The 15,673-nt window shown below is 65.2% G+C and carries 9 protein-coding genes; all 9 read left to right on the top strand.

Annotated elements, in window-relative coordinates:
* Positions 1-2: 2 nt before the first annotated feature.
* The 9 genes from WMF34_RS41900 to WMF34_RS41860 all read left to right on the top strand — a co-directional run bounded on the left by WMF34_RS41900 (position 3) and on the right by WMF34_RS41860 (position 15,666).
* On the top strand, positions 3-959 hold the full coding sequence (locus tag WMF34_RS41900) for a hypothetical protein (RefSeq protein WP_437991295.1): 957 nt from the start codon (positions 3-5) through the stop codon (positions 957-959).
* Entirely contained in the window at positions 959-2,137 is a 1,179-nt protein-coding gene (gene dbpB / locus WMF34_RS41895) for a DGQHR domain-containing protein DpdB (RefSeq protein WP_437991294.1), read from the top strand. Before WMF34_RS41900 ends, dbpB (WMF34_RS41895) begins: the two co-directional genes overlap by 1 nt.
* Entirely contained in the window at positions 2,134-3,435 is a 1,302-nt protein-coding gene (dpdA, locus tag WMF34_RS41890) for a tRNA-guanine transglycosylase DpdA (RefSeq protein ID WP_437991293.1), read from the top strand. The genes dbpB (WMF34_RS41895) and dpdA overlap by 4 nt, the downstream gene beginning before the upstream one ends.
* Entirely contained in the window at positions 3,432-4,586 is a 1,155-nt protein-coding gene (dbpB, locus tag WMF34_RS41885) for a DGQHR domain-containing protein DpdB (RefSeq protein WP_437991292.1), read from the top strand. Before dpdA ends, dbpB (WMF34_RS41885) begins: the two co-directional genes overlap by 4 nt.
* 467 nt (positions 4,587-5,053) lie before the next feature.
* Positions 5,054-8,320: a protein DpdE gene (gene dpdE / locus WMF34_RS41880; RefSeq protein ID WP_437991291.1), complete on the top strand. Its 3,267-nt coding sequence runs from the start codon at positions 5,054-5,056 to the stop codon at positions 8,318-8,320.
* Positions 8,317-10,905 carry a protein DpdF gene (gene dpdF, locus WMF34_RS41875; RefSeq protein WP_437991290.1) on the top strand — a complete coding sequence of 863 codons (2,589 nt, stop codon included), beginning with the start codon at positions 8,317-8,319 and terminating at the stop codon, positions 10,903-10,905. The genes dpdE and dpdF overlap by 4 nt, the downstream gene beginning before the upstream one ends.
* Positions 10,902-11,840: a protein DpdG gene (dpdG, locus tag WMF34_RS41870; RefSeq protein ID WP_437991289.1), complete on the top strand. Its 939-nt coding sequence runs from the start codon at positions 10,902-10,904 to the stop codon at positions 11,838-11,840. Before dpdF ends, dpdG begins: the two co-directional genes overlap by 4 nt.
* Entirely contained in the window at positions 11,837-14,971 is a 3,135-nt protein-coding gene (dpdH, locus tag WMF34_RS41865) for a protein DpdH (protein ID WP_437991288.1), read from the top strand. The genes dpdG and dpdH overlap by 4 nt, the downstream gene beginning before the upstream one ends.
* A complete protein-coding gene (locus WMF34_RS41860) occupies positions 14,968-15,666 on the top strand; it encodes a hypothetical protein (RefSeq protein WP_437991287.1) in 699 nt (232 codons plus the stop codon). The genes dpdH and WMF34_RS41860 overlap by 4 nt, the downstream gene beginning before the upstream one ends.
* The last annotated feature ends 7 nt before the right edge of the window (positions 15,667-15,673 follow it).

Here is a 15,673-nt window from a genome sequence, read left to right as displayed (position 1 = left end):
AGGTGATCGTGACTCGTCCCATCGTCCAGATTGTCGCCGGTTGCACCGATCGGAAGCGGCTTCCGATCCCGGCCGATCTGCGCATTCGCGCGGTCCGCGCGAAGCGTCCGGGGGACCTCTTCGGCACTTGGTGGCGCGCACTTGAGCAGCACACCTCGCGGGCAGTTCCGGCGGTCGATCTGTACGGCGGCGATCATTGGACCGTGGTCCGCGACCTGCCGCGCGTCGCACACGATGCGGGACTCGACGCCCGCCTGTGGGTGGCGTCCGCTGGGTACGGACTCGTGCCCGCGGAAGCGCACCTCCGCGCGTACGGCGCGACGTTCACGCCCGGCCACCCCGACTCCATCGCGGAAGGCAGCGCGAGCGATGAGATCGCGCGCCGCTGGTGGCATTCGCTGGCCGGGCGGCCGGGGCCGCACCGGACCGCACCCCGGACCCTGGCGGATCTGGCGCTTGCGTCTGCGGGTGCGAAGCTGCTCGTCGTGGCCTCGCCCCGCTACGTCCGCGCGGTGGCGGACGACTTAGTGCAAGCCGTGTCCGCGCTGCGGGATCAGGACGACCTGCTCATCGTCTCCGGAGATCCAGGGGCTTCCCACGAAACTCTGCGCCGGCACTGGATCCCATCTGTCGCGTCCCTACAGACGACGGTCGGCGGGAGCCGACTCTCCCTTCATGCACGCATCGCCCGGCGCATCCTCGAGGAAGCCACTCGACGCGGGATCGCCGCCACCGCGGTACGAGATCGCTTCATCGATCTAGCCCGCGCGGCGCCGCCTCCTGAGCAGTACGATCGAACCCCACTAGACGACGAGGCCGTTCGCAGCTTCGTCGCCCAGAACCTTCGAAGCAATCCGGCGGCCACGCACACGCAGTTGCTCAGGGCCCTCCGTGACAGCGGGCGCGCATGCGAACAGTCACGGTTCAGGCAACTTTTTCTCCAGGTAAAGGAACGTTGATGGCGCGCGCCGCGAAGAAGACGACCGCCCACAAGGGGATCATCCGCCGTGCGGTGATCCGTCGCAGAGCACTGCGCATCATGCAGGACCCAGAGCGACCTCTCTATCTCTTCAGCCTCCGCGCTGAAGAGATACTGAAGATCGCGGACATCTCGCGCATCGCACGCGACGCTCAAGGCGAGTTGCTCGGCTACCAACGCCCCGAGGTACGCCAGCACATCCGGAACATCCAGGCCTATCTCGACGGCCGCCAAGGCGGCATGCTGTTCCCGAACTCGATCATCCTGTCCCTCTCCTCGTCCGTACGCTTTCAGCGAGAGCGCGGCCCCGAGGCCGATGACGGCCTCGCCCATGCAGGGACCATCGTGATCCCGATCCCAGGCATCGACGATCCAAAGCCCGCGTGGATCGTCGACGGCCAGCAGCGTGCGATGGCCCTTTCCCGGAGCCAGCGCAACGATTTCCCCGTCGCTGTCAACGCCTTCGTCGCCGACGATATCGCCACGCAGCGAGAGCAATTCCTTCTAGTAAACAGCACCAAGCCGCTGCCACGCGGACTCATCACTGAACTCCTTCCGGACATCGACACGACTCTGCCGGCGAACCTCGCCATCCGGCGTGCCCCCGCAGTCCTCTGCGACCTTCTGAATCGAGATCCGAAATCTCCCTTTTTCGGCCTGATTCGCCGGGCTTCGTCGACGAAGGCGGCGCGAAAGACCGAGGTGCTCGCTGATACGTCTGTCATGCAAATCCTGCAAGAGAGCCTCACAAGCCCCTCCGGCTGTCTGTTCGCCTACCGCAACGTGGCCACCGCGCAGACTGATTTCACCAGCATCCGAAAGCTCCTGCTCATTTATTGGAATGCTGTACGGGACACCTTCCCCGACGCCTGGGGGCAGCCGCCGACCCAGAGCCGCCTGATGCACAGCGCCGGATTGCGTGCGATGGGCCGCTTGATGGACCGGGTGATGGGATCCATCGACATCGACGCTTCCGACGCTCGGCGGCGCGTGCTCCGTGAGCTTGCACCGCTCACCCGCGTCTGTCGCTGGACGTCGGGCTCCTGGAGCGACCTCGGCCTGCGGTGGAATGAGGTCCAGAACGTGCCCACGCACGTCCGCGGCCTGACAGATTTCTTGCTTCGGACCTACCATGATCAAGTGGGGGTGGCGCGGTGAAGTACTTCCTGCCTGACAGCCAGGACCTGGTCGATCCGAGCTTCGACTTCGAGCGGGAGCGAAGGTCCGCGACGCGCCTGCGCCAGCGCGACGACCTCTACGCCCACGAGATTTTCGCGGAGCGGGTGCTCGACGGCATCCTGGTCTCGAAGGGCATCGTCGACGGCTCCGAAAACTCCGGGGGCCGCTACACGCTGGCGCAGCGCCACCGCCTCCTCCGCGTCGGGGCGCGCGAGTTCTTCCGCATCGATCGGAAAGACAACATGCCCATCGCAACGATGGGTGACTGCGGAGCCTTCACGTATGTCAAGGATCAGGTGCCGCCGTACACTGTCGACGAGGTGATCCGATTCTACGTTGATTGCGGCTTCGATTACGGCATCTCCGTCGATCATGTGATTCTCGCGTACAGCACTGAGTGGGACAAGCCGGGCGCCAAGGTGCCGGACGAGCTGCGCGAGCGACAGGAAATCACGCTTGAGCTCGCGCAGGAGTTCTTCACACGATGGAAGAACGATCGCCTCCCGTTCCAACCGCTCGGCGTCGCGCAGGGCTGGAGCCCGCGCTCTTACGCACGGGCCGCCCAGCAGCTCCAGAAAATGGGATATCGCCACGTCGCAGTCGGCGGGATGGTTCCCCTCAAGACGCCGGAGATCCTGGCTGGGCTCGAGGCCATCGACGGCGTACGGCGCAAGGATACCCGGCTTCATCTCCTCGGGGTCACACGCACTGAGCAAATGCAGGCTTTCGCGAAGATGGGCGTCGAGAGCTTCGACAGCACCTCGCCGCTTCGGCAGGCATTCAAAGACGATAAGGACAACTATTACACGATGGACCGCACGTATGTGGCTGTGCGTGTCCCCCAGGTGGAGGGGAACCCGAAGCTCCAAAAGCGGATCTCGTCGGGCAATGTGCCGCAGGGCAAGGCCCGCGAGCTCGAGCGTGCCTGTCTCGACGGGATGCGGCGACTCGATGCGGGCGAGGTCAAGGTCGAGGTCGTACTCGACGCCCTCCAGCGGTACGACGAGCTGTGCGGCGTTCCGTCGAGCCATCGCGATGTGTATCGCGAGGTGCTCACCGATCGCCCCTGGATGCAATGCCACTGCGACGTCTGCCGCGAGCTCGGCCATCACGTGATCCTGTTCCGTGGCGCGGAGCGGAACCGTCGCCGCGGTTTCCATAATACGTGGGTGTTCTACCGAAAACTCGCGCGGGAGCTCGGCGGTGGCGTCGCCGAAACCATCGCGCGAGAGTCTCCACGCACACGTCGCGTGTCCGCCCCTGAGGTATTCTCATGACGACCGAGCTCTGTTTCCCAGCCATCGAGGTGCGCCAGTCGCCTGACCGCACCCTCTACACCTTCGCGGTGGACGCTAAGCTGGTGCCGAAGTTCGCGACGGTGTCCCGCATCCGGCGGAAGGACGGAGACGAGCTCCAGGGCTACCAGCGGCCGGAAGTCCTGGCGCACATCGAGGAGATCCGAGCCTACGTGGAGAGCGAGTCCCCTATGATCCCAAACGCCGTGGTGCTGGCGTTCGACTCTCGTGTGCGCTTCGAGCCGCAGGCGGGGCTATGCACTCCCTATGCTCGCCCTGGGACGCTCTTCATCCCGATCGATGAGGAGGCACCTGAGGAGGAGCGACCCGGCTTCATCGTCGACGGTCAGCAGCGCCTCGCGGCCATCCGGGACGCGACCGTCGATTCCTTTCCCATTTGCGTGAGCGCGTTCGTGACGGACGACGTTCGTGAGCAAACGGAGCAGTTCATCCTCGTCAACTCAACGAAGCCGCTCCCGAAGGGGCTCATCTATGAGTTGCTTCCCGGTACCGATACTGCTCTCCCGACGCTCCTCCAGCGCCGGAGGCTACCTGCTTTTCTCATGACGCGGCTGAATCAGGACCAGGCCTCTCCTCTCCACGGAATGATTCACACAGTGACGAATCCGTCGGGCACCATCAAGGACAACTCGGTCCTCAAGATGCTGGAGAACAGCCTGAGCGACGGGGTTCTCTACCGCCTGCGGGACGGGAGCGGAAGCGAGGTGGATACGGACACCATGCTCGGCGTTCTCTTCGCGTTCTGGAGCGCGGTCAAAGAGGTGTTCGGAGAAGCGTGGGGGCAGCCCCCCAAAAAGTCGCGCCTGATGCATGGCGCCGGGGTCGTGAGCCTCGGGTTTCTAATGGACACGATCTCGGAGCGGTACCGCAAAAAAGGGCTGCCGACCAAAGCAATGTTCGTGAAGGACCTGAGGCCGCTCAAGCCGCTCTGTCGCTGGACCGATGGATACTGGGATTTCGGGCCCGGGCAGCAGCGGAAGTGGAACGAGGTCCAGAACACGACCAAGGACATCCAGATGCTGACCAACTACCTCGTGGTGCAGTACAAGTCGCTGGTCTGGAACCGTCCGGGGGCGCCCACAGGGCGCCAGCTCACGCTGAACCAGTCGTAATCCGGCGCAGCACGGCACCTCGCAAGGTTCGGCGGAGCTCTCGCGCATCCATCCGACGACGGGAGCTGAGAAGGCGTCGACCGGGCAGCCGGGATCGCTCATCGGGAAAGGATGACCGGGTTGTCCGGCACCACCGCCGCGCTGACCAGCAGCGTGCGCAAGCCGGGGGAGGGGTTCGCGGCTGAGCGGATCCATCTTCATCACCTTGGATCCATCTTCACCACCTTGGAGGTTCGAGAGCCCGCGTCGGCCGCCGCCTTGGCGGTCTGCGCGCACTGCGAAGTGGTGCGACTCGGCGCGGCGTTCGATCCCGGGGAGGGCTTCGCGTGGCGTGCCGTTCCCGAAAGGTCTTGCAGTTCCCGTGCGAGGAGGCGTACCCTCCATGGAGGGAATGTCTAGAACGTAGTTTCGCCAGCGGCTTGCCAGGTGCTTTCCGCCCGTCGGGAGCACGCAGGGGACGAGGTTCCATGGGGATCCGCCGAGCCAGGGTTGCGCAACGCACGACGCTCGCGGTGAGAGACTTTGCCCGCTTCGTCGCTTTGGACGGCGGAGTTACGGTTGGGAAGATCCGGGCGCTGACCGACTCAGAGGTCACGCTTGAGATATTTCGGTCGCCGGTGGCGCCGGAATTCGAGATGGTGACGCGCGCTCGCGATGAGGTCGAGCCCTTCGACCTACCGCGTCAGACGCTCGTCTACCGGCGGCGGGACGCGCATTGGGTAATGGGCCGGACGGTGAGCGAGCAAGAGCTCGGCTGCTTCGCTGTTAAGTTCCCGAACGAGGGTGAGGCGGACGTCCCGAAAGATGATCTCTTCGTCCGTTCGCCGCGACTCGACGACGATCCAACGTCCCTCCTCGCCGCGCAAGTGACAAGCTCACCCCACTTTACGGAAGCGCGCCACCACTTTGCCGACTTCGTGGCTTCGCAGCGCGCGACTTACCGGGGCTTCACCGCGCTTGCCAGCGCGTGCATCGAGTTCTACGCTCACCAGATCTCCGCGGTACGACGGGTTCTCTCCGATCCCGTTCATAGATACCTGCTTGCGGACGAAGTCGGTCTCGGCAAGACGATCGAAGCCGGTTTGCTCATTTCTCAGCACTTGGTCGACGAGGGCGAGAGCGCGTCGGTGCTTCTCCTCACCCCCGACGCGCTCGTCGACCAATGGAGAGGTGAGCTCGCGAAGTCGTTCGGCCTGAAGGACGATCCCCGCATCCGCATCTTTCCCTTCTCTGCACTTGATGGTTCCGACCGCGATCAGCTGAGTTTGTTGAAAGCCACTCTCACGGTGGTCGACGAGGCCCATCGAACGGCCAAGTGGGCTTTCCCGCCCCAACGTGACTCCGACGAAAATCTCGCCGTGATCAGCACCTCTCGTTATCGGACGCTTGAGGAACTCGCCCGCTGCCCGAAGCTCCTCCTCCTGTCCGGCACTCCGGTTCTACATCACGAGGACGGTTTTCTCGCGATGCTTCATCTGCTCGAGCCGGATGCATACGACCTGGCCGATCGTGAAGGATTTCGCAAGCGCATCGGCGCGCGCAAGGTCGTTGCCGACGCGCTCGCTGAGCTGACGCCCGATTTTCAGGAAAGTTTTCTCTCCGAGGCGTTGGAGAAGCTAGGGCGCGAGATCGATTTCGACGAGCAACTCACCCTGCGCGTCGGCGCAGTGACATCGGCCCTCGCGCTCAATCCATCGACGGCATTGCCCGCCCTGGAGGAACTGCGCTCGTATCTGCTTGAGCGGTATCGTCTGCACCGGCGCATTGTTCGCACGCATCGCGAGTCCAAGTCCATCGCCCGTTTGCTTCCGAAGCGCTGCGGGATCGCCTACTTCGGCCCCGCAAAGGATTCCGCGCGTGCCCGCACCTTCGAGGCCCTCGACGCCTGGCGAAAGCGCGTTCTCGAAGAGTCTTTCTACCCGACGGGGCCTGCTCCCGTCGTGTTCAGCGACCTCCTCATGCAAGCGCTCTCGCATCCAGCGCAGCTGGTGCGCGCGTTCGAGCGGCGCGCGGCGGCAATTGCTGAGAAAAGGACCGCGGAACACTTCCACGGCGAAGCGTCATGGCTCCGGCAAATCGCCCGCGAGCTCGGGCGTACCGACGAAGCCGACGTCCGCACGACGGCACTCGTCGCGCAACTCCGCGGACCGCTCGCCAAGCGTCGCGCCGTGATCTTCGTCGATGCGCCCGAAGTGGCCGACGCCATCGTTGAGCAGTTGCGAGGCCAGACCGACCTTCGGCAACGCATCCTGCGTTTCGTATCAGGCCAGCCGGGATCGCTCTCCTTGTGCGAACAGCGAGCGAACGCCATCCTCGTGTGCGATCGGGATGCCGAAGAGGGGCTCAATCTCCAGAAGAAGCCAGCTACCATCGTCCTTTACGATCTCCCGTTCGACATCGGCCGCATCGAGCAGCGAATCGGACGCTTCGATCGACTCGAAGGGATGAAGGAGCTCAAATTTCTCGCGGCGACGCCCATCGGTCCCTACGAGAGCGGGTGGGCACGTCTGCTCGACGGCCAGGTCGGCATCTTCGAGCGGTCCGTGGCCCGCCTTCAGTACGTGCTGGCCGAGGCCATGGAGGTGCTGCGCCACGAGTTGCTTGAGGCAGGTCCGGAAGAAGCGTTCGAGGCCATCACCGCACGGTTTGCCGATCCGAAGACGGGACTCGAGGCGTCGCTCAAGCAACTCCGACGGCAGGAGACGCTGGACGCCACCGATTGCCCCGACGACGACCTTCAGGCGTTCGGCGAGACCGTCTCAAAGGTGCGGGCTTCAGTGTCCGCCGATACCCGCGCCGCCATCGAGGGCTGGCTCGATCGACTTCAATTCGAGATCGAGAACGTGCCTGAAAGAGGGACCTTCTACACCCACGTGCGAAGGGAGCGGGGAGAAAGTACTCTCATGCCCATTCCGGCTCTGGACGGACCTCTCCGGCGGTGGGTTGACACGACGGCGTCGAGACGGACTCCCGACTCGGCGCGCCTCGGATTCGGTCCGTTCGTGTTCGATCCCGACGACGACAGGGACGGAGCGTCGCTGCTCGCCATCGGGCACCCGTTCTTCGACGCAATCTTCACCCGCATGAAAGTCGATGACCGGAGTAGGTGCTGGGGAGTTTGGCGATTCCATCCGGGCGTCCCCGCGCCCGAGGTCTACGTCTGTTTCGACTTTTCCGTCGAGGCGAGCCTTGCAGGGCTCACGCCCTTGGCGCGCACGTGGAAGACACTTGCGTCCCTGCGCCGGCGCGCGGACGAGATGCTTTCGGTCGAGCACCGAAGGGCGTGGTACGATCTAGACGGGGGCCTGGTCCGCGATGCGGCGCTGACGGCACTGCTCGAGCGGCCCTACGACGCCGAGACGTCGCGCTTCACTGGGGACCAGAACTTGAATCGCAAGCGTTGGACGCTCGCGAACCCGCAATTGCCAGTCGCGGACTGGGGCGCGCGGATCGCGACCTTGCGCAAGGCGTTCGAGGCGTCGGTGCGCGCCGAGGCCGACCTCCAGCGTCGGTGCAAAGCAGCGGAGGAGAGAATCGTTCGTGCGGAAGAGGAAGCCGTCCGCATCCTGCGTTCCCGGGCGGCTCACGCTCCCGCACGGCAGAAGCAGGCAATCGAAGCCGCAATTTGCCTCGAACGGGAACTCGGCGAAGCCCTAAGGCTCGGTGTGCGAAAGCCGGACTTGCACATCGACAACGCGGGGGTCGTCGTCCTCGCGCCAACGCCCCTCGGATGACGCCGGAACGCCTCCAGATACTCCTCGACACGGGCGAGTTCGAGGACGCGAGCAGCCTCTACCGCCGGATCGCCGCCGCTCGCGAGCAAGTGCTCACGAGCAAGGGTGAAGCGTGGGCGGATCTCGCCGTACTCGTGCGGCAGGCTCTGGAGCATTGGGCGCTTGCGCACCAGCGAGGCAGCCGCACGAGCGCCGTCGTGCGCGTCCCGGCGACGCGTCCCTGGCCGTCTCGTGAGCAGTGGGCGCGAGCAGGTGTCACGGCGGACACCGTCCCCCCGGATCTGCTCCGCCTGCAATGCCAAGCGTGGAGGCCCGAGTGGCTTCCCGAGTGCGACTGGCGCGTCGTCGAGGACGCGGTCGCGGCGGTTAGTCGGCAGACGCGCTCCTCTCTCCGGGTTGATCCTCTCGTCGCGCATCGCCTGGGCTTCGCGCACGCGACGTCCGCTGGTCAGCGCGACGCTATTCGCAGCGTCTATCTCACCCCCCCGGGATCGAACGTTGTCGTCGTGCTGCCGACGGGCGCGGGCAAATCCGCGGTTTTTCAGTTCGCGGCGCTCCACAATCATGCGACCGGCGCTGGGATGGTTGTCGTGGTCGTACCGACCATCGCGCTCGCCCGCGACCAGGAGAGGCGATATCGCGAACTCGCGCAACGACGGGGACAGGACCTCCCGGCGAGCATCCCCCTCGCCTTTCATAGCGGCCTCTCACGCGACGAGCGTATCGCTTTACGCCGCGCCGTGGTCAATGGCGAGCTTCCTATCCTCTTCGCATCTCCGGAGTCGCTCTTGGGAACGCTCCAGCGCTCGATTATCGCAGCTGCCGAGAAAGGTCTCGTCTCCCTTTTCGCCATCGACGAGGCGCACATCGTGGCGCAGTGGGCAGAGTTCCGACCACACTTCCAGGCGATCTCGGGGTTTCGCGACGCCCTCGGTGCCCGCTGCCCCGAAGGGCACTCTTTCCGCACCGTGCTTCTCACCGCGACGCTCACGGAAGAGGGCTTTCGCATCCTCACGAACGTCTTCGGGCCTCTCTTGGTGGTGGCCGAGGCCGCGCTGCGGACGGAGCCCGGATACCTGCTCTCGACGTGTGCTGACGACTCCAAGAAGCGCCGAAGGATCGAAGAGGCGCTCTATCATCTACCGCGTCCCCTCATCGTCTACACGACCCTCCGAAGGGACGCTGAAGAGTGGCACGCGCGTATGGTCAGCGAACTCGGATTTTGCCGCGTTCGCTGCGTGCGGGGCGGTGACATGGCCGACGCGCAGGGCGAGGAGATCCTGCGGGCGTGGGGAGCGGGCGAGATCGATGTCATCGTGGCGACTTCTGCATTCGGCCTCGGTGTCGATCAATCCGAGGTTCGCTCCGTCGTCCACGCGTGCATGCCCGAGAGCATCGATCGCTGGTACCAGGAAGTCGGGCGCGCCGGACGCGACGGGCGCGCGAGCGTCGCGCTGCTGATCGCCGACGAGGCCGACGAGAGGACCGGAGAAAAGATGGCGAAGAGAAGGTTTCTCCGCCCCAAGAAGGCGTGGCGTCGCTGGAACGCGATGCGAAAGGCGCCACGACCGGCGGAGTTCGACGACGTGACGTCGGAGGAACGCCACACGATCAGCGTGCCGCTCAATACCCTCACGGAGGGCAATGATATCGCCACGCTCCGGGATGAGGACTGGAACTTCCGCACACTCACGATGATGGTTCACGCGGGGATGTTGCGCTTCTCCCACGCCATGCCTCGTCCAACGCCTTCCGGCATTGGGGGCGACCCTGGAAGCGACGATGAGCCCGGCGCAGCGGCCGCTGCGACCACGCAAACAGCGTACGCGTACGTGGCCATTATCCATACGGATCACCTCGACAAGGATCGCTTCTGCGAGCGTTTCGCTCGCGCGCGCGCTCAGCGCATCGCGGCTGACGAGCAGGACGTCGCGCGGCTGCACGCACTAATCGACGGCAGCCGAAGCGTGCACGAACTGCTGCGTGAGACGTACGCGATCCCTGCGGCGAAGGTGACCGTACCAAAGACGGCGGGCGACTGTCCGACGTCGCGCCGCGAGGGACGCGTGCGTCACGACCGTGGGTTTCCTGACCTCGTGCGCCCAGCCGACGCGCCGGCGCGGGACGTCGACGACATCGTCCTGGGAATTTTCCGGGAACTGCCACGCGACTATCACGGGCCGCTGCTCGTCCGGTACGAGCCGAGCTTGGACTGGTCGTTCGGCGAAGACCTGAAAGGGCTCGCCGAACGGCTCGCGACGCTGGGCTTCGTCGAGTTCGCATGGCACGACGAGGGCTTCGGCACGCTGGACTGGGCGAGCCTCTGCGCCCGGGCTCCGGGACACTACGTCTTCCCAGCCGACTGCGACGACGATCCCGCGCTCCGGCCGTGGCAGGTGCCGCGCCTGACCCTCCTGCACGCGCCCGACTCCGCGGAGCTCGCGCGAACGCTCGGGATCGTGCGACCGCGTCACGTCGTGCTCGTGCCCGCGGGCCTGCCCGATCCGCACGTCCCCCATCGACCCTTCAATGCGCGCACGCACCTGGACCTGCCCACTTTTCTCGTGAGGATCCGACCGCGATGACTCTGCTCAACCGTCCGAACAACGGCCACGTCCCGTCGATGGTGGTGCTCTGGCGCACCGCACGCGTCTTCGGTCAGCTGCCACGCGCCCGGCTCGAGGCGCTGTGCCGGCCGAGGGTTAAAGCCGACGACTCGCGCATCCCTGCGACTTTTGCAACCTGGAGAGCGCTTGGCATGATCGAGGGCGACGACGAGCGCGTTCTACTCGCGCCTCCGTTCGACACCATCGACGAGAATGACACCGAAGCGCTCCGCACTGCGGTGCTGGATCTGCTCATGAGACCAGAGAACAGCCCAGCGCTGCTCGACACCGACGCGAGTGAAGGCAACTCGCGCGCAAGCGATTTCGTCCGCGTGGCAACATGGGCCCTCGCCCAGGACCCTTATCAGCTGGCGTCCTGGAACCAAGGGCGGGCCCTGGAGCAAGCGAGCGCGCAAGGGATCGATCTTTTCAGAGGCGACGGTCGGTGGCCCTCCTTCGAAGAATGGGCCTACTTCGTCGGACTCGGGGTGATGACCCGTTTCGGTCTGGTGATGAGCCCGGCGCGCGCGATCCGCGAGGCCCTGTCTGGCGAGAAACCGCGGGTCGCCCTGTCTGCCGGCAATATGGTTCCTTTGACAATCTTCTTGGAAGACCTGGCGAACGCCATTCCCGTCCTCGACGGTGGGCCGTACCGCGTGAGGCTCGACAGCGTGCTGCGCGCAAAGAATCACGCCTTCGAGGCCCATCAAGTCTCGCCGACCCTCGCGCTCGCGCTGCTTCAGCTTGATCACGAGGGAGAAATTGAGCTCCGGGATCGGCCCGGCGACGTCGCGACCAGCCTTTCCCTCCTCGGGCGCGGTCGCACCGTTGTCGCGACGGCCAGCCACGTCCGTCGCAGCACCCCGCGCCTTTCGCGCCGCATCGACAGGCACGCCGAGGGAGCACGGACATGAACGCACTCTCCTGGTGGTGGCCGCCCCTAGAGCGGCTCAACGAAGTGTTGCTCAGCGACGCTGATGCCCACAGCCCCGCGGTCGCGCTGGCGGTGCACCAGCGCATGCACATCCGCCGGCGCCACTACGACGAGCCGATCGAAACCGAGCACGTGCAGCTCGTCGACGAGCGGGCCATCTTCGAGCAACTCCTGGAGCCGGTCGGCGACGGGTGCCAGGTGGTGCTCATCGAGGGCAAGTCCGGCACGGGCAAGTCGCATGTCGTGCGGTGGCTGGAGATTCAGCTCGAACGCCACGATCGCCGGCAGGAATACCCGTCGCGCGTCGTGCTGCCCGTCAGTAAGGGGTCGCGCCTGCGTGACATCGTGAAGCAACTCTGCGACCGGCCCGAGCTCGCGGGAGAGCAACACGCGGCACTGCGCCAGCAACTGAGTCGCGCCCAGGAACCCGTGGAGCCGACGGACGCCGCCTCGCGTCTCTGCCAGCAGTTGGCGTTCGTCTGCGAGACGCGATGGCGCGAGGCCGCCCGCAAGCAGCAGGAGGGGCGCGCCCTCACGCCGCTGGAGATGCTTCAGAGGCAGTGGGGGGATCCCAGGCAATTGCCTCACCTCCTCGTCTACAATCCGCTGCGGCCGCTCTTCGTGGAAAAGGGGCGGCCGATGCGGCGGCTGGTCGAGCATCTTCACGCCAAGGCCGGTCCGTTCACCCCGCGAACCGAGCAGGAGTTCGTCGACGCCGATCTGGTGTTCGACGACCTCCCCGACGATCTCGATGCGCGGGCGCGCCGGCTTCTCAACCACCTCGACGACCCGGACCGCCGCAGCGACGCCGTCCGCGTGCTCAATGATGCACTCGACGAAGCCAAGCGCATCCTACTCAATTTGAACCTGGGTGTCGTCCAGGAGGTGTTCAAGGCCATCCGCCATGAGCTCCTTCTCCAAAAGAAGGAACTCATCCTCCTCGTCGAAGACTTCGCGGATCTATCCGGCCTCCAGAAGGAGGTGCTCCAAGCCTCGATCCAGACGGGATCGCCCGGTGGTGTCAGGACCTACTGCACCTTGCGAACAGTGCTCGCCTTCACCGATAGCTTCGTCGAAGAGCGGACGGTCTTGTCGCGGGCGCAGCACGTTTATTATGTGCCCAACCAGCTGCATGAAAACGACGTCGTCGAGCAGAGCATTCGTCTGGTCGGCGCGTACCTGCACGCCGCTCGCTTTGGCGTGGCGGCGCTGGAAAGGGCTCTGCGAGAGGCGCAGGATGCCGAGCGGTGGCTGCCGGCCCCACCGGAGTTCGGTGAAAATGAGTCGGCGCTTCTCAGCGCCTTTGGCAGATCGGGAGATGTCCCGCTCTTTCCGTTCACGCGCAGTGTCGTCGAGCAACTGGTACGCGATACCTACGCCGGAAAGTCCCTTCTATTCGTGCCGCGCGACGTCATCCGCGACGTGATGCCGCGAATCCTCACCCATCGCGAAGCTTTCGAGCAGGGCGTGTTTCCGTCCGAGGCCTTCCAACCGAGCAAACAGGCACAATTGACGGACGAACAGGCCCGGTGGATGAGAAACATCCAGACGGACGGCGCCACGCGCCGACGCCTCGAGAAATTCCTTCTCTACTGGGGCTCGAACGCGGGAGCGGCGCGCGCCTTTGGGCTTCCGGAGCCAAGGGATTCAGACAGCGCGCACACCCCCCGCGAGGTGAGAGGAGTTGGCGGCAAGGGCGGGGCGCAGGACGGGGGCTCCGCCAAGAACGACAACGAAAAGAAGGAGACGGAAGCCCGCCACCCGCAACGTCCGCGCGCCGAACTGTTCGCGAACGAACGAGCGATCTTCGAATCCTGGCGAACTGGAACCGACATTGCGGCACCTGCTGAACGGAGGAACATTCGCAACGCGATCGATACCAGCCTCCGCCCCGCGCTCGGGTGGGCATGGCGCCCGCGATTCAGCAGGTCGGCCTTCGCAGCACGCTGGCATAAGTGGCAGGAGTGGATCGACGTCTCCGGCCTTCGCCTCGCGGACGACGCCCACGTGCCGCTCCGTCTCGTGGGCGACGAGGAGCGTAGCGACAAGCTCGCCAACGAAGCGCTCGTCAGAGAACTGGCGGCCACCCGTGGATCGTCCTCCCTCAAGACATGCGACGTCGAAGGTATCGAGAGGCCGCTCGCCGCGCACCTCGCCTTCGTGGAACGTCACCGTCCGGTGGTGGAAAAGCATCTTCTCGACGTCTGGCATCTTCGCCGCTGGGATGTGCTTCCCTTCCTCGTGAACGCGCTTGCGCTGACCGGAGCGATTCTCGGCGTCCCCAACAGCGGATCGTCGGTGCCGGACGATTTCATCGATGCGCTGTTTGCCGATCCGCCCGAGGCTCCTCTGCACGACAGTGCCTGGGCCGAGAAGGTCTCGAAACCGCTGCGAGCCGTTCGCACGGCACTCCGAGGGCTCCTCGAGCGGGAGGTCGGCGCCTTTCAAGGAGATGGCGACACGGTCCACGGCATCGACGTGGCGCGCCTCCTCCCGTTGGTGCCTGCCCCGAAGAGCGAGCCCGCGGCGCTACCGACAGTCCCGTCGTTCCCGACGGAGGCTGCCAGTGACGCGGACGTGACGACGGTCACGACGGCGGCCAACCTCCTCCGTAATATCAGCACCGAGTCGAGCGACGAACTCGACGCTCGCAGAGCGCTCGCTGCCCGGGTGCGCGCGCACCTCGGCGATGACCTCGACAAGGACGCGCTGGTCACGGCGCTCGGCGCTCTCCTCAGAGAATTGAAAGAACTCGGCTTCCTGACCGAGGAACGCGCGAACGAGATGAAGGCGGTCGTGACCCAACTTAAGAAGGCGGCCGTCGTCGAACCGCTCGAGTCGACCGACCGCCTGGTGGCGAAGGAGACGTCGCTCTGGCAGCGCCTCGTGTCGCTCGGGCGCAACGAGCCGGACATCGCTCGCTTGGCCAACACCGATCGCATTCTCGCCAAAATCGACGCGTTCCTCCAAGAGAACGAACGGCACCTCCCTCCATCCACGAAGATCGAACCGCTGAATGAAGCCTTGACTGCGCACGACACACAAGTCGCCGAGGCGCGAACGCGCCTGGGTGCGCTTGCCGGGATGGGCGCGAACGAGGAGGCGCCATGACACTGCTCGAACGGACGCAGTCCTTGACGACGCGCGCCAAGCAGCGGCGCGAGCACGATCTGCGCGAAGAGGTAGCAAAGCACATTCGTGCGCGGACCAAGAACCTCGAAAAGCACCTCCAGCAACTCGAAACGGCGTGGGCGCGTGCCGAGGCGCTCGATCGGGCAGGGCGCCAGCGATCCCCGTGGCCGGCCCCGCCCGTCGTCGCGTTCGACGCGTACGAACAGAAAGGCGGAGCGCCCATCTCAGTCGAGTCGACGCGCCAGGAGGAGTGGGACAAATTCGTGGTCGCTCTGGGCAAGTTCGTGAAGAAGGCAGAGGAGGCCATCGCACAGGACATCAAGCGGGCGAGGCAGGACGCCTTGGAGGACAACTTGTTGGAGGACCTTCACACCTACCTGCACGATCCCTCGACAGAACGCCAGGCGCAGGATCTGCTCGGGATCCTTCGGTCGCTTCAAGAAAAGCGCTGGGAGACCCTCTCGGGAGCCGATCTCGGCGCGGTCTTACAAAAGGCGCGTGACTTCTGCGAGAACGTCGTTCGCCTGCGGGAAACCGGCTCCTCTGAGGATCTCCGGAGGTTCCTCGCCCTCGCGAGAAAGGATGGAGCTCCTCTCGAAGCCTTGACGGACCCGCTGCGTGCGGAGCTTGAGACCCGCAAGCTCCTCGGCCGCTTGCGCCTGACCTTGAGGTGAAGTCCTA

Source organism: Sorangium sp. So ce145 (genome assembly GCF_051525985.1).
GTDB classification, from domain to species: Bacteria; Myxococcota_A; Polyangia; order Polyangiales; family Polyangiaceae; genus Sorangium; species Sorangium cellulosum_B.
The sequence above is the reverse complement of the archived record's forward strand: the minus strand, read 5'-3'. Positions and strand labels throughout refer to the sequence as shown.

Bases quoted from the DNA above. Each gene is read 5' to 3' on its own strand.
- WMF34_RS41860 (WP_437991287.1), top strand. From the start codon at position 14,968: ATGACACTGCTCGAACGGACGCAGTCCTTGACGACGCGCGCCAAGCAG.
- dpdF (WP_437991290.1), top strand. From the start codon at position 8,317: ATGACGCCGGAACGCCTCCAGATACTCCTCGACACGGGCGAGTTCGAG.
- dpdE (WP_437991291.1), top strand. From the start codon at position 5,054: ATGGGGATCCGCCGAGCCAGGGTTGCGCAACGCACGACGCTCGCGGTG.
- dbpB (WP_437991294.1), top strand. From the start codon at position 959: ATGGCGCGCGCCGCGAAGAAGACGACCGCCCACAAGGGGATCATCCGC.
- dbpB (WP_437991292.1), top strand. From the start codon at position 3,432: ATGACGACCGAGCTCTGTTTCCCAGCCATCGAGGTGCGCCAGTCGCCT.
- dpdH (WP_437991288.1), top strand. From the start codon at position 11,837: ATGAACGCACTCTCCTGGTGGTGGCCGCCCCTAGAGCGGCTCAACGAA.
- dpdG (WP_437991289.1), top strand. From the start codon at position 10,902: ATGACTCTGCTCAACCGTCCGAACAACGGCCACGTCCCGTCGATGGTG.